This window comes from Hymenobacter setariae, from assembly GCF_007713685.1.
In the GTDB taxonomy this organism is placed as follows: Bacteria; Bacteroidota; Bacteroidia; order Cytophagales; family Hymenobacteraceae; genus Hymenobacter; species Hymenobacter setariae.
In genome coordinates this window covers 17733-34597 of sequence record NZ_VMRJ01000007.1, presented here as the reverse complement: position 1 = coordinate 34597, position 16865 = coordinate 17733, and the positions used below count along the sequence as shown (strand labels likewise).

The following is a 16865-nucleotide window of genomic DNA, read 5'->3' as shown; positions in this document are numbered from 1 at the left end:
GGGCAAACTTTTCTTAATAGAACCGGTCGGGCAGCAAGTACTGCTGTACGTAGTCTCGAATGCCGTCTTCGAGCGAGGTGAAGGGCAGCTCGTAGCCAATGCTGCGCAGCTTGCTCATGTCGGCCTCGGTGAAGTACTGGTACTTGTCGCGGATGTCCTCGGGTGTATCGCGGAAGCGCACATCGGGCGTGGCACCTAGGGCCGCGAAAGTGTTCAGGGTGAGGTCCATGAAGGTACGAGCCTGGCCGCTGCCTAGGTTGTAAATGCCCGATTGCGTGCGGTGATTCAGCAGGAAAAAGCACACTTCGACCACGTCCTTCACGTACACAAAATCACGCATCTGGCCGCCGTCGATGTAGTTGGGGTTGTGCGAGCGGAATAAGGTCATGTTGCCGTACTGCCGAATCTGGTGGAAGGCGTGGAATATCACCGACGCCATGCGGCCCTTGTGGTACTCATTGGGGCCGTACACGTTGAAGAACTTCAGGCCCGCCCAGAAATACGGCTTTTCGGTTTGCTGCACCGCCCAGTTATCAAAGTCGTTTTTCGACTCGCCGTAGGGGTTGAGCGGGCGCAGCTGAGGCAGCAGCGCGTCGTTGTCGGAATAGCCAAGGGTTCCGTCGCCGTAGGTGGCGGCCGACGAGGCATACACCAGCGGCAGCTGGTAGCGCACGCACGCTTGCCACATCTGCTTGCTGTAGTTGAGGTTAAGCAGGTCGAGCACGGCGTAGTCCTGCTCGGTGGTGTCGGTGCGGGCGCCTAGGTGGAACACAAACTCCACTTGCTCGTGGTGCTGGTCGAGCCAGTCGAAAAACTCTAGCCGGTCTACGTACTCGCGCAGCTTCTTGCCCCGGATATTAGGGAGCTTTTTCTCCACGGCAAAGTTGTCGACCACCACGATATCATTGAAGTTGGCGGCGTTGAGGCGCGAGACTAAGCAGCTGGCAATAAAGCCGGCTGCACCGGTTACGACTATCATGTATAGAAAGCAAATTGGGCCCTAAAGGTAGCGCCCGCGGGCGGGCTAGGCCCGGCAGCGCTGCTGTTTTGTACGCGGGCTGGCCCGAAAACGATAGCCGCGCCGCCGGGGGTAGGCATCGTATCTTTGCCGCCCAAAAAAGTGGCGCCCCAACTGACTGCCGGTGGGCAAGTAGCCCGCCTAGGTCCATCTTTCGCCTTCCTATTACGTTATGCTATACGTTAGTCGCCGCGAGCATTTCAATGCCGCCCACAAGCTCTATAACCCCGCCTGGACGCCCGAGCGCAACAAAGAGGTATTTGGCCCCTGCGCCAACGAAAACTGGCACGGCCACAACTACGAGATGATAGTGACCGTGAAGGGCCAACCCGACCCCGACACTGGCTTCGTGGTGGACCTCAAAGCCCTCAGCGACCTCATCCGCACACACATCACCGATCAGGTCGACCACAAAAATCTGAACCTGGATGTGCCTTTTCTCAAGGGCCAGCTAGCCAGCACCGAAAACCTGGCCGTGGCCTTCTGGCAAATACTGGTGCGCGAGCTGCCCGCCATCACTGGGGCCCAGCTACACTGCATCAAGATTTACGAAACGCCGCGCAACGCGGTGGAATACTACGGCTAGCGTGCCTGTCCTGCTGACGAAGGAAGCATCTTATCACGGTAGCTTTTGTCAGCAATTACTAACCCCGGCGGTGCAGGCGTGACAAGGTCCTTCGCTGCGCTCAGGATGACACTAAGAAGGTGAAATACTATCTGATAGCTGGTGAGCGCTCCGGCGACACGCACGCCTCCCACTTGCTCCACGAGTTGAAAGCGCAAGACGCCGCGGCCAATTTTCGCTACTGGGGCGGCGACCTCATGCAGGCCGAAGGTGGGCACCTAGTGCACCACTACCGCGAGCTGGCCGTGATGGGCTTTTGGGAGACAGCCACTAGTATTCTCAAGTTTCGGCGATACCTGCGGGAGTGCCAAGCTGATATTCTGAGCTACAAGCCCGACGTACTGATTCTAGTTGACTACGGTGGGTTCAACCTACGCATGGCGGCTTGGGCCAAAGCGCACGGCGTGCAGGTGTATTACTACATCTCGCCCAAAATCTGGGCCTGGAACCAAAGTCGGGTCGAGAAAATTAAGGCGCACGTGGACAGGATGTTCGTCATTCTGCCGTTTGAGGAGGAATTCTACCAACGCTTTGAATACAAGGTCGATTACATCGGCAACCCGACGGCAGACCAGGTAGCCGACTTCGTGCCCAACCCCGGCTTTGAAGCCCAGCACGGCCTCGACCCCAAGAAGAAAATAATTGCGGTGCTGCCGGGCTCGCGCAAGCAGGAAATCGAAGAGATGCTGCACGAGATGCTGGCCGTGCTGCCTGCTTTTCAGGAGTATCAGTTCGTGGTGGCCGGCGTGAGCAATCTCGACCGCGCGTACTACGCGCACTTCGAGCGCAATGGTATCAAGCTGGTGTTCGACCAAGCATTTGATTTGTTGAGCCGGGCCAGCGCCGCGCTCGTGACAAGTGGCACGGCTACCCTCGAAACCGCGCTTTTTGGCGTACCACAAGTGGTGTGTTACCGCACCAGCGCCCTTACCTACCAGGTAAGTAAGGCGCTGATTAAGGTGCCGTACATTTCGCTGGTCAACCTGATTATGGGCCGCGAAGTAGTGCAGGAGTTCATTCAAAGTAAATTCACCGCCCGCAACCTGCTCGACGAACTCAAGCGTTTGCTGACGGACCAGGACTACATAGCCCGCCAAAAAGCCGGCTATGCCGAGCTCCGCACCAAGCTGGGTAAGCACAACGCTGCCCGCCAAACAGCAGCGTTGATGGTGAGGTATTTGCGGGAGAAATAGATTGCGCGGATGTTACAGTTCGTGCTTAGTTGGGCGCTCGCTCACACACGCAGACTGCCAAATCCGCGCAACATGCTGTAGCGAACATTCGCCCCCGGCCGGTGGTTAGAAGAGTGATAAACTGGTGAGCCGCTGCGGCTGGCCGCGCTTATTTCGCTCATGACCCTGCCCGCCCAGCCCCCAGCCGCCGCCAGTGCGACCCGCACCACCGTGGTGCGGGTAACCGGCGCGGCGACCACCCACGCCACCGACCTACTGGCCGTAGAAGCGCCGCTGGAAATCAGCCTGCTGCACGGCCCCACTGCCCAGCGCCAGACGCGCGCCCTTGCCGTGACCATGCGCACGCCCGGCCACGATGCCGAGCTGGTGGCGGGCTTCCTATTGAGCGAAGGCATTATCAGCCAACCAACTGATATCCTGCGTGTCGAGCACCGCGCCGACCCTAGGCGGCCCGAGGAGCGCGGCAACGTGATACAAGCCGAGCTGGCCCCTGAGGTAGTGCTGGAACTAGACCGTTTGGAACGACATTTTTATACTACCTCTAGCTGCGGGGTGTGCGGCAAAACCAGCATTGCGGCGGTGCGCAATACCGCTTGCCCGTTGCCGCCTGATTTGGATAGCCCTAGGGTGCCCGCTGGTCTCATCCACACGCTGCCCGAGCGGCAGCGCGCCGCGCAAGCCGTGTTTGAGCAAACGGGTGGCTTGCACGCGACCGCGCTGTTTTCGGTCGAGGGCGATTTGCTGCTGCTGCGCGAGGATGTGGGCCGCCACAATGCTTTTGACAAACTAGTGGGGGCTTCGCTGCTGGCCGACCAGTTTCCCCTAGGCCAGCAAATCGTGCTGCTGAGCGGCCGAGCCAGTTTCGAGCTGGTGCAGAAAGCGGCGATGGCGGGCGTGGCCATCCTGGCCGCGGTGGGCGCGCCGAGTAGCTTAGCCGTGGAGGCCGCCGAAGAATTTGGATTGACTTTGCTGGGCTTTGTGCGTAATGAGCGCTTTAATATTTACACGCACGCCCAGCGCATTACCGCTATATGAAACTGCGACTAGAAGAAAACTCGTTGCGCTTGCGGCTATCAGAGGCCGAGGTGCAGGAGTTTGCCCAAACTGGCCGGGTGGCCTACACCATCGTATTTGGGCCCGGCGCCGACCAAACCTTGCATTATTCGCTGGAGAAAGTGCCAGCTACGGTTCCTGCTGAGGCCGTGCAGGTGCGCTACGCCGCTGGGGCCCTGGCTGTAGAAGTGCCTACTGCGTTGGCGCAGGAATGGACTGATACCGAAAAAAATGGTTTTTCGGCCCAAATCGTTGTCGCTGAAGGACGCGAATTACGTATCCTAATAGAAAAAGACTTGGATTGCCGCCATTAAGCCGAGCCGGATTGGTGAGGCGTTGGGGGCTAGGTATCTTAATTTTAGTAAATATCCCACCCGTTCATACCCGATAATATTATGGAAGAGTCGCCCACCAACGACCCCAGCAAGGCTGGCAAAACCGAGCAGCAAGGCGCTGAGCAAAACGCCCCTAAGAGCGGCGAGCGCTCTGACCAAGGGGTAGCCCCCACCAACGACCACTACCGACCCGACCCGCAAGTGGACCGCGACCAAGCTCCTATTCCCGCGCCCGACGTGGCCGGCGCTAAGTACCACAACCCCGTGCTGGCCCAGCCTACGGAAGAGTACACCGGCCTCAAGCTCGAAAACCGCATGAAAATCGCGGCCGGCGTGGAGGCGGTCATGAAATCGATGCAGTTTAGCTGGAGCGAGGCGGGCATGACCCGCGGCACCCACGGCCTGCTAAAAATGAACCAGAAGGACGGCTTCGACTGCTCTTCCTGCGCCTGGCCCGACCCTGACGACCACCGCTCGGTAGCCGAGTTTTGTGAAAACGGCGCGAAGGCCACCGCCTCCGATGCCGACGATAAAGCCTGTGGTCCCGAGGTATTTGCTAAGCACAGCTTGGCCGACCTTTCGCGCATGACCGACCGCGACCAGAACAACCTAGGGCGCCTCACGCACCCCATGGTGAAGCGTCCCGGTGGCACGCACTACGAGCCTATCGAGTGGCCCGAGGCGTTTGATATCATTGGCAAAGAGCTGAATGCGCTAAAATCGCCCGATGAGGCAGCTTTTTACACCTCGGGCAAGGTGCCGAATGAGCCAGCTTTCTTGTTTCAATTATTCGCCAAGCAGTTCGGCACCAATAACTTGCCCGACTGCTCGAATATGTGCCACGAAAGCAGCGGCGCGGCGCTCAGCCCGACCCTAGGGTTGGGTAAAGGCTCGGTGACGCTCAATGACATCTACGAGGCGGAGGTGATTCTCATCATCGGCCAAAACCCCGGCACGAACCACCCGCGCATGTTGTCGGCTTTGCAAAAAGCCAAGAAAAATGGTGCTAAGATTATCAGCGTAAACCCGCTGATTGAGGCGGGCCTGAACCACTTCAAGAATCCGCAGGACTTCATGAACCCCATCAAGGCCCTAGGGGTGCTGATGGGCGACGGCACGCCTATTACCGACCTCTACCTGCAAGTGCGAGTGGATGGCGACATGGGCTTGCTGCGTGGCATCATGAAGCACCTATTTGAGGCTGAGGACCGTAACCCTGGCCAAGTGGTAGACCACGCCTTTATTAAGGAGTATACCACGGGCTTCGAGTCGTTTGAGCAGAATATCCGCAACACCAAGTGGGAGGATATTGAAGAACTGAGCGGCATCAACCGCGGCTTGCTGCTGGAAGCTGCCAATATGCTAGCTACTAAGCAGAAGATTATCACCTGCTGGGCCATGGGCGTGACGCAGCAGCGCCAAGGTGTGCAAACTATCCAGGAGATTGTAAACCTGCACCTCATGAAAGGTGCCATCGGCAAGCCCGGCGCGGGCACTTGCCCGGTGCGTGGCCACTCCAACGTGCAGGGCGACCGCACGATGGGTGTGTGGGAGCAGCCTACCAAGGCGTTTCAGGATGCCCTAGGCAAGGAGTTTAACTTCCAGCCGCCCTACGAGCACGGCTATGACACGGTAGAGGCCATCAAGCGCATGTACCACGGCGACCTCAAAGTGTATTTTGGCTTAGGTGGCAATTTGCTGGCTGCCGGCCCCGATACCGAAGTGATTGCCGAGGGTATGCGCAAGCAAAACCTGACCGTGTACGTGGGCACCAAGCTCAACCGCGGCCACCTTACCACCGGCAAGACGAGCTTGCTGCTGCCGTGCTTCACGCACGCTGATATCGACATGCAGAAGTCTGGCCACCAGATGACGAGCTGCGAAAATTCGATGGGTGTGGTGAGCCAGAACAAAGGTGTGCTGGTACCGCTCGAAGGCCATAACATCTTGAGCGAAGTCGCCATTTTGGCCGGTGTCGCCATCGCCACCCTCGGCCCCGACCGCACCAACGTGGCCGACTGGGTAGCCATGACCGAGAACTACGATGTAATTCGCGACCACATTTCGCGTGTCATTCCGGGCTTCGAGAAATTCAACGAGCAGCTGCGACAGCCCGGCGGCTTCTACCTGCCCAATGGCCCCCGCGAGCGCAAGTTCACGACCAAAAATGGCATGGCGAACTTCACCACCACTGAGCTGGAGAAGTACAGCCTGGAGCCCGGCCAGCTCATTTTGATGACCGTGCGCAGCCACGACCAGTTCAACACGACCATTTACGACTATAACGACCGCTACCGGGGCATCCACGGCGAGCGCCGCGTTATCTTCATGAACAAGGAAGACATCGCCGAGCGCGGCCTCAAGGCTAAGCAGCCGGTCGATATCACAAGCCACTTTGAGGGCCAGCAGCGCACCGTCGAGAAGTTCTTGGTCATTCCTTACGACATCCCGAAGGGCAACGTCTCGGCTTATTTCCCCGAGGCCAACCCGTTGGTGCCTATCAGCAGCGTGGCTAAGGTGAGCAACACGCCTACCTCAAAATATGTGGTAGTAACCGTGGCACCAGCTAAGGTCGAAAAGGCCCCGCAGGCCCAAAAGCAGCGGGCGGAAGCAGTGCCTGCTTAGGTTTTGCAAGTGAAAGTAAAAAGCCTCTGGTATTGCACCAGGGGCTTTTTACTTTCAAAAGCGGTTGTCATTATGAGCCTAGCGAGGCGATTGCAGCAGGGCGAATCGCTCGCTCGTAATAACAGCTGTTTCCAAGCTGGAATTATAACTTAATCAGGCAGCTATAGCAGATTAGCAAAATAATACTGTCGTTCGCTTGTGTCCTTACGTACTACTTCTACCTTGCACCGAGCTAACAATTTATAGGCTAGCTACTCACTCTTTCACCTTTCAAATTCCCTTATGCCCGATACTTCCGCTGGACTGCTTGACCGCAGCCGTACCATTGCCCCGCCCGGCTATAATCGCTGGCTGGTGCCACCGGCCGCATTGGCCATTCATTTGGCCATCGGGCAGGCCTACGCCTTTAGTGTGTTTAATAAGCCCCTAGGGTCGCTCATTAGCGGCGACCCGGCTCATCCTGCGCCCACCGACTGGACGCCGGGCCAGATTGGTTGGACCTTCTCCATCGCCATTGTGCTACTGGGCTTGTCAGCTGCCATTTTTGGTAAGTGGCTCGAGCGCGTGGGGCCGCGCAAGGCCATGCTAGCCTCGGCGCTGTGCTTTGGGGGCGGTTTCCTGATTGGCTCTTATGGCGTGCACGTGCATAGCTTACCGCTGCTGTATTTCGGCTACGGCTTCGTGGGCGGCATCGGGCTGGGTATTGGCTACATCTCGCCGGTGAGCACGCTGATTAAGTGGTTTCCCGACCGCAAAGGCGTGGCGACGGGCATGGCCATTATGGGTTTTGGGGGCGGCGCCATGATAGGCTCACCGCTGGCCGTGGCGCTGATGAACCACTTCAAAGGCTCAGCACCGCAAGGGGTGGCTCCGACATTTATTGCGATGGGCATCATCTACTTGCTCTTCATGCAATGGGGCGTGTGGACCATCCGGGTGCCCGCCGATGATTGGAAGCCCGCTGGCTACGTGCCCAATGAGGAGCACAACGCCATGATTACAACCGGCAACGTATCGGCCGACAACGCCATTAAAACGCCGCAATTTTGGCTGCTGTGGGTGGTGTTGCTCTGCAACGTGACCGCCGGTATTGGCGTGCTCGAAACCGCTTCGCCACTCATCCAAGAGACTTTCTCGGACGCCGCTATGGGCGCGGGCAAAGGCGTAACAGCCGCTGCCGCCGCCGGCTTCGTGGGTTTGCTGAGCTTGTTCAATTTGCTAGGTCGCTTCTTCTGGTCGTCGGCTTCGGATAAGCTGGGTCGCAAAACTGTGTACCTCATTTATTTCGGCCTAGGCGTGGTGCTCTATTCGCTTATCCCGACGCTGGGCCACAATCTGCAGCTCACGCTGTTTGTGGTGGTGGCCTGCGTGATTATCAGCATGTACGGTGGCGGCTTCTCGACCGCACCGGCTTTCCTGTCTGACCTATTTGGCAAGTATCAGGTAGGTGCCATCCACGGGCGTCTACTCACGGCTTGGAGCACGGCGGGTGTCCTAGGTCCGCTTATTGTACACAGCTTGTCGGAAGGCCGCAAAGCTGCTGGCTTCACTGGTGCTGCCGCTTATCAAACGGTATTCTACACCATGGCCGGCCTATTGGCTGTCGGCTTCCTAGCTGACCTAGCCGTGACGGCTGTTAATGAGAAGTACCAGGAAAAAGGCCCGGTTACTATTGAAGCGGGCGGCCATTAGGCCACTGCTCATCATCTTTAATCTTGACTAGCGATGAATCCAAAAACAAATTCTACCGCCCCCGTTGCTGAAGAATCAGCTGGCGGCTCGACCGTTTTGGCGTGGCTCTATGTGGGCCTGCCGTTGGCGTGGGGCGTCTCGCAGACGTTCATCAAAGCGTTGGCCCTGTTTAAGTAAGCATGCCTCTGAGCTGAAAAAGCCGCCCGATTCTTAGGTGAATCGGGCGGCTTTTTTTATGGTTGTTGAGGCCAATTTCTATCCTCGATACTGCCAAACGGGCCATGCGGTGCCCGTTGCAAAATGCGTTAACTCAGGCGTCAATTCTAGCAACCCGTCGGCCGCCAGCAAGCCAGCTAGGTCGCCCGAACCGGCTGTAGGAGTAGGGTGTGCCAAGAGGCGGCCATCGGGCGCGTTTTCTAGCCGCACGGCCAGGAAATAGGTGAGGGCCGGCTTGAACTCTACAGCCTCCGCTAGCTCGGCAAAAACCAACGGCCTAGGTGTGGCTTGCTGGCATTGCCGCAGCCAGCCGCGCACGTAGCGATAGTACGCCGCAAACGTCGCCACCGGGTTGCCGGGCAGGGCAAACACGACCGCACCGCCCGGCCGCTGCCCAAACCACAGCGGCTGCCCCGGCCGTTGTGCCACCCGGTGAAACAGTTCTTCAACCTCCGACTCGCGTAGCGCCTGCGGCAAAAAGTCGGCCTTGCCCTTCGAGACGCCGCCGCTCAGCAGCACGGCATCGTACTCGGCCAGCAGTGGCGGCAGGCTGGTTTTCAGCGTGCTTAGGTCGTCGTCGAGGTGAAAAATGTCGCTTGTGGCGCCATCTAGCGTGAGGGCCGCTTGCAGCATGTAGGCATTGGAGCGCCGAATCTGGTGGGGGAGGGGCGTTTCGGTGACGTCCACTATTTCGTCGCCGGTGCTCACCACGGCCACGCGAGGCCGCCGTGCTACGGCCAGTGTGGCTGCGCCCACGGTAGCAGCCACAGCTATTTCGGCCGGGCTGAGCAGCTGGCCCGACGTTAGGAGGCGCGTGCCCGCCGTTTGGTCGCTGCCTTGTGGGTGCACGTTGTGGCCTTGCCGTGGTGGAGCTCCGCGCACGGTGGCCTGCCAGACGGGTTGGTCGGTGATGTCGAGGTCCTCGTAGCGGATGACCGTATCGGTGCCGGGCGGCAAGGCCGCGCCGGTCATTATCTCAATGGCTGCTTGGGCGTTGGCCATAGGCTCGGGCACCGCGCCCGCTAGCTGGGTGCGCTCGATGGGGAAGGTCGTTTTGCCTGCTTCTAACGCCGCAAAGCTTATGGCGATGCCGTCCATCGTGACACGGTTGTAGGGCGGAAAGTCGCGGTCGGCCACGATGTCCTGATGCAGCACGCGGCCGACTGCCGCGGCCAGCGGCATAGTTTCGGAGGGGAGGGGGCGGGCAGTGGCGAGAATCTGCTGGTAAGCGTCGGCGACGGAGAGCATGGGTGAAGGAGGGCGCGAAGTAGCGCGAACTGTATAGTTCGCGTAAGAGAATAAGCGAGTTGCTGCCAGACGCAACCGCCTGCTTGCTTACGCGAACTACAAAGTTCGCGCTACACTGTTACAGCTTTATGAATCCTACGACCCCGCCCCGTACCAAGCACGCCGACCTTACGCGCCCCGACCTAGGCGAATTTGCCCGCCACGAACTGGCTTTCTTGGGCGCGCCCTGCGGCGATATCCAAAAGCTAGCCGCCCGCCTCACGGCCACACTGGCCCCGGCCGGGCACCGCGTGGGCTACGTCGATGCCGACCACGCCAGCGGCGATGCCGACGAAACCGCCACCCTAAGCCCGTTGCTGCAAGCCGGCGCGGCCGTGGAAGTAACTGACAAAATCCATTTTCGCCGCCGCGATGAGCGCCGGGCGCTTGACCGCTTCTCGCAACCAGACTTGCTCTCGGGCACCGACCTCGTGCTGGTGAATGGCAACCACTTCCGCGCCCGCCACCAAGTTGTGATGATTGACCCGCGCAAGACCTTGGCGCACAAGCTCGACAAGCTCACCGATGTGGTAGCCTTCGTATTGGCCGACGGTGTGACCGAGCTACCCGAGTACCTGCAAGCGCACCTGCCGCACCACGCCCAGCTTCCGCAGTTTGCCGCGGCCGATGCAGCTGGCTTGGCCACCTGGGTGCAGCAGTGGCTCGGCACCCGTCAGGCGCCTCTGCGCGGCTTGGTGCTGGCCGGTGGTCTCAGCCAGCGCATGCAAACCGACAAAGGCCGCCTCAGCTACGGCCCCGATGGCCGCGAGCAGCGCGAAGTAGCCGCCGCCCTGCTGGCCGAAGTCTGCCAGGATGTCTTCGTGTCGTGCCGGGCCGAGCAGGCGGCCGAAATGCCCGCTGGCCTTGAACCTTTACCCGATACCTTTCTAGGCCTAGGGCCGCTAGGCGGCATTCTGTCGGCCTTCCGCAAGGACCCCAACGCTGCCTGGCTCGTGCTGGCCTGCGACCTGCCCTTCATGACCGCCGATGCGTTGCGCCAGCTGGTAGCCGGCCGCCAGTCCAGCCGCCTGGCCACCGCCTTCCGCAGCCCCAGCAATGATTTTCCCGAGCCGCTCATCACCATTTTCGAGCCGCGCGCTTACCCTGAGCTGCTGCGATTTCTGGGCCTAGGCTACTCCTGCCCCCGCAAGATGCTTATTAACAGCGATGTGGAAGTACTACCCACGCCCGCTAGCGACGTGCTGCGCAACGTGAATACGCCCGCCGAGCGCGATACCGCTCAGCAAGAGCTAAGCGGTAAATTATAGCCTAGCACCCCGTAGCGCGGAATTTTAGTCCGCAAATGCAAGCAAGATGAAACTGCCTGGCGCCGTGTGGTACCAGGCAGTTTTTAGTTAAGCCTAAATCAGAATTATTTATACTATTTTAATAATAAAATGAATGTGCCGCTAAGCTGTAGCCGCTCTGGCTACCTGCCGATAATTACGCTGTGGCGTAATAAATACTTTGTATTTATTACATTAGCGCACAAATAGAAAATGCTTAGCTATTCTGAGGTTAGAGGGTCTTATAAAATAATCAATGTTAAATAATTGTACTTTATGCTACGAGCTACTACGTTTCTGTGTGGCCTAGGGGCCCTTTTGCTGTTGAAGGCAGCCCCAGCGTTGGCTCAAGTTGATAGCGTGCGAGCCAGTACGTTGCCGGGCCGGCAAGTGGCCGAAAAGGCTTACAACGCCGGGCTAGCTAGCTTCAACAACCATAATTACTCAGCGGCACTCACCAGCTTCGACCAAGCACTGGCCGCCAAGCCCGATTTTGCCGCTGCCTACGCCAACCGGGCAGCTACGCGCTTGGCCCTGAAAGAATACCCCGCCGCCGTAAGTGACTACGACCAAGCGCTGAAGCTGGAGCCCAGTGCCTACGCCGCCTACTTTGGACGTGGCCAGGCCCGAGAGGCCACCGGCCAACTCGCCGAAGCGGAAACCGACTACGGCGCTGCCCTCAAGGCCAACCCAACTTACGCGCCCGCTTGGTACAATCGCGGCGTGCTGCGCTTCGAGCACAGCGAATACCAAGCCGCGCACGACGATTTCAGCGGGGCCGTAAAAGCCGATTCGACCTATGCCTACGCCTACCACGACCGGGCCAGCGCCAACCTGCGCTTAGGCAACTTCGCGGCCGCCGTTCCCGACTACTCGCGGGCTCTGCGGTTGCAGCCGACGCTGCTGCCAGCGCTGCTCAACCGGGCGGCCGCCGAGCGGCGCGCCGGTCAGCTCGCCGCTGCGCTGCGCGATTATGACACGTATCTGGCGCAAAAAACCGATAATGCTTTGGCATTCAGTAATCGGGGCAATACGCGCTTCGACAACAAGGATTACGCGGGCGCCGCTGCTGATTTTGGCCAAGCCATCGCCCTCGATGCCAAATACGCCTACGCTTGGAACAACCGCGCCGCCGCCGAGCTAAAGCTGGAGCAGTACGCCAAGGCCAACGCCGATGCCACCGAGGCCATTCGCCTCAACCCCAAATACGCCGAGGCCTACCTCAACCGGGGCCACGCCCGCGAAATGCTGCGCCAAGCCGACGAGGCCTGCCAGGACTGGCGCCGGGCTGCGTCCCTAGGTCTCTTGGTTGGCAATCGCTATGCTGCTGCCGCAGGCTGCACCGGCGAGGCTGCCGAAGACGCTACTGCTAAAGAGTAGTTAATGTCCAATTGTCATTGCGAGCGTAGCGAAGCAAGCGTACCTGCACGGCTTGTACTGAATGCACTTGCTTCACTGCACTCGCAATGACAAGCGTGTAACGTTTCAACTCTCAGACTGCTAGTGATTATCTATAGTACAGTTATTTGATTTATGCCTACTTATACGTCTCTGCTACGCGGGTTGCCGCTGACTTTACTACTAGCCGCCAGCCTGCCTGGCGCCGCACAGAGCATCCAGTTTACCAAAGAGCAATTTAGGGAAAATAAGGACGGGCTGAAGGAAGCGCAACGCGAACTGAAGACGGGCGATGAGGCCTACCTGGCCGACCCGGCGCGCTACTTGGTGGCGCTGCCGCACTACCTAGCCGCCCAAGAATTCAACCCTGACAATGCTGAGTTGAATGCCAAAATAGGGGAGTGCTACCTGCACTCGGGCACCAAGGCGGCCGCGCTGACCTACTTGCAAAAGGCCCAGAAGCTAGAGCCGACCAACGATGCGCGCACGCATTACCTGATGGGCCAGGCGCTGCATCTGAATGCCAAATGGGCCGCCGCTATCAAAGAGTACCAGCAGAGCGCGCCGATGGGCGGCAGCAAGGCTGCCGATGGTGCTCTCACCGTGACGGCCGAGGACCTAGCGCGTCGCATCCGGGAGTGCCGCAATGGGATGGAGCTGCAAAAGCATCCCGCCCGCGTGTTTATCGACAACGCCGGCCCTGAAATCAACTCGGCTTACTCCGACTATGGCCCCGTAGTGGCGGCCGATGAGACGACGATACTCTTCACGTCGCGGCGGCCCAATACGGCCAATGCGGCCAAGGACCCGTTGAGCGACAGCTACTTCGAGGATGTGTACCAAGCGTCGTGGCAAGGCAAGAAGTGGACCTCCGCCGCTAACCTAGGAGCCCCCGTGAACACCAAAAACCACGATGCGACCGTAGGCCTCGCGCCCGACGGCCAGCGCCTGCTCGTGTACGCCGACGAGAGCGGCGGCGACCTGCTCGAATCGAACCTGCGCGGCATTACCTGGGACAAGCCCAAGGGCCTGGGCAGCCGCATCAACTCGAAGTACCACGAGTCGTCGGCCGCGTACTCGCCCGATGGGCGCTACCTCTACTTCGTGAGCGATAAGCCTGAGGGCGGGCGCGGTGGTCACGATATCTATAAGGTAGAACTAGCCGGTAACAAGCCCGCCGAGAACCTAGGGCCAATTATCAACACGCCCTACGGCGAGGAGGCCGTGTTCATCATGCCCGATGGCAAGACGCTCTACTTCTCCTCGGAAGGCCACAACTCGATGGGCGGCTACGACATCTTCAAGTCGGTGTACCAGAATGGCAAGTGGAGCGAGCCCGAAAACCTGGGCTGGCCCATTAATACGCCCGACGATGACGTGTTTTTTGTGGCCTCAGCCTCGGGGCGGCACGGCTACTACGCCAGCGACCGGCCAGGCGGGCTAGGCGGTAAAGACATTTACCGCATCACCTTCCTAGGTCCCGAAAAGCCGCCCCTGCTCAGCGAAGAGAACCAGTTGCTGGCGTCGCGGCTGGCCCCGGTAACCCAAACGGTGCTGGCGCCGCCAGTAGCCGTGGCCACGGCGCAGGTCACCATCCTGAAAGGCACCGTGACCGACGATGTGACCAAGATGCCGGTCGAAGCCCTTATCGACCTAATTGACAATAAGACCGGCCAGAGCATCGCCACCTTTCACAGCAACGCTACCTCGGGCCGCTACCTCGTGAGTTTGCCCTCGGGCACCAACTACGGCATCGTGGTGCGGCAAGATGGCTACCTGTTTCACTCCGAAAACTTCGACCTGCCCACCGATGCGGCATACGCTGAGGTAACGAAAGACATTCCGCTCAAGAAGTTGGAAGTCGGGGTAATTATTGTGCTGAGTAATATCTTCTTCGATACCGGCAAAGCCATCCTGCGTCCCGAAAGCACCGCTGAGCTAGAGCGCCTGCAAAAGTTGCTCACCGACCAGCCCACCATCAAGCTAGAAATGGCCGGCCACACCGACAATGTGGGCAAGCCCGCCGCCAACCAGGACTTGAGCCAGCGCCGCGCCCAGGCCGTGGTAACGTACCTCACGCAGCACGGCATCGCCGCTGACCGCCTATCCGCCGCTGGCTACGGCGACACCCGCCCCGTAGCCCCTAATGATACCAAGCTCGGCCGCCAGCTCAACCGCCGTACCGAGTTTAAGGTGACGGGGAAGTAATCGCCTAGGGTGATTCTTAGGTTCCGCTCTAACGTGTTACCCCACCCCCGGCCCCTCCCCTCCGGGAGAGGGGAGCCTGACGACTGGCTACGTCCGCTAGCGTCTGTTTGCGGTCGGCTCCCCTCTCCCGGAGGGGAGGGGCCGGGGGTGGGGTCCACCGACCGACGAGCAGTTCACCAATACCATAGCAATAAAAAAGGCTCGCTAATGCGAGCCTTTTTTATTATCAGTAATGTGCAGCTTACGCCGCCCGCATCAGCCGCAACGGCGACTTCTCGAACTTGCTGCGCGCGTAAGTCTCGGTAATCATCAACTCGCCTGTGCCTACCTCGGAGGGCATCTCGAACATGGCGTCGGTCATGATGCTCTCGCAGATGGAGCGCAGGCCGCGGGCACCTAGGCGGTACTCGTCGGCTTTTTCCACGATGTATTCGAGCGCTTCCTCCGTGAAATCGAGGTGGATGTTCTCCATGTTGAACAGGCGCTTGTACTGGCGCACGAGCGAGTTTTTAGGCTCGGTCAGAATCATACGCAGCGTCGTCCGGTCGAGCGGGTTGAGGTGCGTGAGAACGGGCAGGCGGCCGATAAGCTCGGGGATGAGGCCGAAGCTCTTGATGTCTTGAGCCGACACGTAGCGCAGGAAGTTCTGCGTGTCCACGTTCTCCTCTAGGTTGGTTTTGGAGAAGCCCATCGGCTTGGTATTCAGGCGGCTCTTGATGATGCGGTCGATGCCCGAGAAGGCGCCGCCGCAGATGAAGAGGATATTTTCAGTGTTCACCGACACCATTTTCTGGTCGGGGTGCTTGCGGCCGCCCTGCGGGGGCACGTTGACGTGGGTGCCTTCGAGCAGCTTCAGCAGCGCTTGCTGCACGCCCTCGCCGCTCACGTCGCGCGTGATGCTGGGGTTGTCGCTCTTGCGGGCGATTTTGTCAATCTCGTCGATATACACGATGCCGCGCTCGGCGGCTTCGAGGTTGTAGTCAGCGGCTTGCAGCAGGCGCGTCAGGATGCTTTCAACGTCCTCGCCCACGTAGCCGGCCTCCGTCAGCACCGTGGCATCGGCGATGCAGAAGGGCACTTGCAGAATCTTCGCCAGCATTTTGGCCAGGAAGGTTTTGCCGGTGCCGGTTTCGCCCACCATGATGATATTCGACTTCTCAATCACCACTTCGTCGTGCTGGGGCTTCTGCATCAGGCGCTTGTAGTGGTTGTACACGGCCACCGACATCACGCGCTTGGCTTCGTCTTGGCCCACCACGTACTGGTCGAGGTGTTGCTTGATTTCGCGGGGCTTGATGAGGTTGAACTTGGGCTGGCGCGCCTCGGCTTGCAGCTTGGTTTCTTCGCTCAGAATATGCTGGGCCTGCGCTACGCACTTCTCGCAGATGTGCGCATTAATGCCCGAAATCATCACCGCGACATCGCGCTTGGGCTTATTACAAAAGGAGCAGGCTATTTCTGGCATTGGGTCAATCGAGCTAAACGCAAGCAGTAAGAAGCTGCTTTCGGCGAAACGGGTTCAAAGATACGCCACGCAGCAGGGCAATGATGACGCAAAATGCGCCCGCGTTGCAAGCAACTTCGGCAATCTGTCCGTTCAGGATTAAGGTAAAGCCGCACCAACGGGCGAATGTTTCCGAGATGTACCGTGGACCCTGCGGGTCCGCACGTTGGTTGGTCCTGCCAAAAACCCGCCTTGTGGAGCTTAGTAGTGATTTAGCTATGCGTCATGCCGTTCGCTCCTCAGCCTACTCACACGCGGACCCGCAGGGTCCACGGTACACCCCGAGTCACCAAATAACTGCTAAGCTCCGCCTTAATGGAAACTTAATCTTTGAAAAATATAACGCCAACAACCTAGCCGGACTTTTGTATCGCACAAAGCCACAGACTTGCTGGCGATTAATGCCCTACGTTTCCTCTCTATTT

General features: G+C 59.1%; 13 protein-coding genes. 10 read left to right on the top strand and 3 right to left on the bottom strand.

Annotation, left to right across the window (positions count from 1 at the left end):
- Positions 1 to 13 precede the first annotated feature (13 nt).
- Positions 14 to 979 carry an ADP-glyceromanno-heptose 6-epimerase gene (gene rfaD, locus FNT36_RS22820; RefSeq protein WP_144852612.1) on the bottom strand — a complete coding sequence of 322 codons (966 nt, stop codon included), beginning with the start codon at positions 977 to 979 and terminating at the stop codon, positions 14 to 16.
- A 211-nt stretch (positions 980 to 1190) separates the two neighbouring features.
- On the opposite strand from rfaD, the gene FNT36_RS22815 reads away from it, so the two are divergent.
- From FNT36_RS22815 to FNT36_RS25715, 7 genes are all read left to right on the top strand, one after another.
- A complete protein-coding gene (locus FNT36_RS22815; protein ID WP_144852610.1) occupies positions 1191 to 1604 on the top strand; it encodes a 6-pyruvoyl trahydropterin synthase family protein in 414 nt (137 codons plus the stop codon).
- Between the two features lie 119 nt (positions 1605 to 1723).
- Positions 1724 to 2836 carry a lipid-A-disaccharide synthase gene (lpxB, locus tag FNT36_RS22810; RefSeq protein ID WP_144852608.1) on the top strand — a complete coding sequence of 371 codons (1113 nt, stop codon included), beginning with the start codon at positions 1724 to 1726 and terminating at the stop codon, positions 2834 to 2836.
- Positions 2837 to 2995: 159 nt separating this feature from the next.
- Entirely contained in the window at positions 2996 to 3871 is an 876-nt protein-coding gene (gene fdhD / locus FNT36_RS22805) for a formate dehydrogenase accessory sulfurtransferase FdhD (RefSeq protein WP_144852606.1), read from the top strand.
- Positions 3868 to 4203, top strand: a complete 336-nt coding sequence (locus FNT36_RS22800; RefSeq protein WP_144852604.1) for a DUF7009 family protein — start codon at positions 3868 to 3870, stop codon at positions 4201 to 4203. Before fdhD ends, FNT36_RS22800 begins: the two co-directional genes overlap by 4 nt.
- A gap of 81 nt (positions 4204 to 4284) precedes the next feature.
- The gene (locus FNT36_RS22795; protein ID WP_144852603.1) at positions 4285 to 6849 is read left to right on the top strand and encodes an FdhF/YdeP family oxidoreductase; all 2565 of its coding nucleotides are present in this window, start codon (positions 4285 to 4287) and stop codon (positions 6847 to 6849) included.
- Positions 6850 to 7131: 282 nt separating this feature from the next.
- Positions 7132 to 8541 carry an L-lactate MFS transporter gene (locus tag FNT36_RS22790; protein ID WP_233636165.1) on the top strand — a complete coding sequence of 470 codons (1410 nt, stop codon included), beginning with the start codon at positions 7132 to 7134 and terminating at the stop codon, positions 8539 to 8541.
- Between the two features lie 33 nt (positions 8542 to 8574).
- Positions 8575 to 8718: an MFS transporter small subunit gene (locus tag FNT36_RS25715; protein ID WP_233636164.1), complete on the top strand. Its 144-nt coding sequence runs from the start codon at positions 8575 to 8577 to the stop codon at positions 8716 to 8718.
- Positions 8719 to 8796: 78 nt separating this feature from the next.
- On the opposite strand, the gene FNT36_RS22785 is transcribed toward FNT36_RS25715, so the two are convergent.
- Positions 8797 to 10005, bottom strand: a complete 1209-nt coding sequence (locus tag FNT36_RS22785) for a molybdopterin molybdotransferase MoeA (protein ID WP_144852601.1) — start codon at positions 10003 to 10005, stop codon at positions 8797 to 8799.
- 128 nt (positions 10006 to 10133) lie between these two features.
- Here FNT36_RS22785 and FNT36_RS22780 point away from each other — a divergent pair, with 128 nt between their 5' ends.
- The 3 genes from FNT36_RS22780 (at position 10134) to FNT36_RS22770 (ending at position 14936) form a co-directional block, all read left to right on the top strand.
- A complete protein-coding gene (locus tag FNT36_RS22780) occupies positions 10134 to 11312 on the top strand; it encodes an NTP transferase domain-containing protein (protein ID WP_144852599.1) in 1179 nt (392 codons plus the stop codon).
- A 294-nt stretch (positions 11313 to 11606) separates the two neighbouring features.
- On the top strand, positions 11607 to 12710 hold the full coding sequence (locus tag FNT36_RS22775) for a tetratricopeptide repeat protein (RefSeq protein ID WP_144852597.1): 1104 nt from the start codon (positions 11607 to 11609) through the stop codon (positions 12708 to 12710).
- Positions 12711 to 12863: 153 nt separating this feature from the next.
- Entirely contained in the window at positions 12864 to 14936 is a 2073-nt protein-coding gene (locus FNT36_RS22770; RefSeq protein WP_144852595.1) for an OmpA family protein, read from the top strand.
- A 241-nt stretch (positions 14937 to 15177) separates the two neighbouring features.
- Here the strand turns inward: FNT36_RS22770 and clpX are convergent, their stop codons facing one another.
- Positions 15178 to 16401: an ATP-dependent Clp protease ATP-binding subunit ClpX gene (clpX, locus tag FNT36_RS22765; protein WP_144852593.1), complete on the bottom strand. Its 1224-nt coding sequence runs from the start codon at positions 16399 to 16401 to the stop codon at positions 15178 to 15180.
- Positions 16402 to 16865 lie beyond the last annotated feature (464 nt).

Bases quoted from the DNA above. Each gene is read 5' to 3' on its own strand.
- rfaD (WP_144852612.1), bottom strand. From the start codon at position 979: ATGATAGTCGTAACCGGTGCAGCCGGCTTTATTGCCAGCTGCTTAGTC.
- FNT36_RS22815 (WP_144852610.1), top strand. From the start codon at position 1,191: ATGCTATACGTTAGTCGCCGCGAGCATTTCAATGCCGCCCACAAGCTC.
- fdhD (WP_144852606.1), top strand. From the start codon at position 2,996: ATGACCCTGCCCGCCCAGCCCCCAGCCGCCGCCAGTGCGACCCGCACC.
- FNT36_RS22800 (WP_144852604.1), top strand. From the start codon at position 3,868: ATGAAACTGCGACTAGAAGAAAACTCGTTGCGCTTGCGGCTATCAGAG.
- FNT36_RS22795 (WP_144852603.1), top strand. From the start codon at position 4,285: ATGGAAGAGTCGCCCACCAACGACCCCAGCAAGGCTGGCAAAACCGAG.
- FNT36_RS22790 (WP_233636165.1), top strand. From the start codon at position 7,132: ATGCCCGATACTTCCGCTGGACTGCTTGACCGCAGCCGTACCATTGCC.
- FNT36_RS25715 (WP_233636164.1), top strand. From the start codon at position 8,575: ATGAATCCAAAAACAAATTCTACCGCCCCCGTTGCTGAAGAATCAGCT.
- FNT36_RS22785 (WP_144852601.1), bottom strand. From the start codon at position 10,005: ATGCTCTCCGTCGCCGACGCTTACCAGCAGATTCTCGCCACTGCCCGC.
- FNT36_RS22780 (WP_144852599.1), top strand. From the start codon at position 10,134: ATGAATCCTACGACCCCGCCCCGTACCAAGCACGCCGACCTTACGCGC.
- FNT36_RS22775 (WP_144852597.1), top strand. From the start codon at position 11,607: ATGCTACGAGCTACTACGTTTCTGTGTGGCCTAGGGGCCCTTTTGCTG.
- FNT36_RS22770 (WP_144852595.1), top strand. From the start codon at position 12,864: ATGCCTACTTATACGTCTCTGCTACGCGGGTTGCCGCTGACTTTACTA.
- clpX (WP_144852593.1), bottom strand. From the start codon at position 16,401: ATGCCAGAAATAGCCTGCTCCTTTTGTAATAAGCCCAAGCGCGATGTC.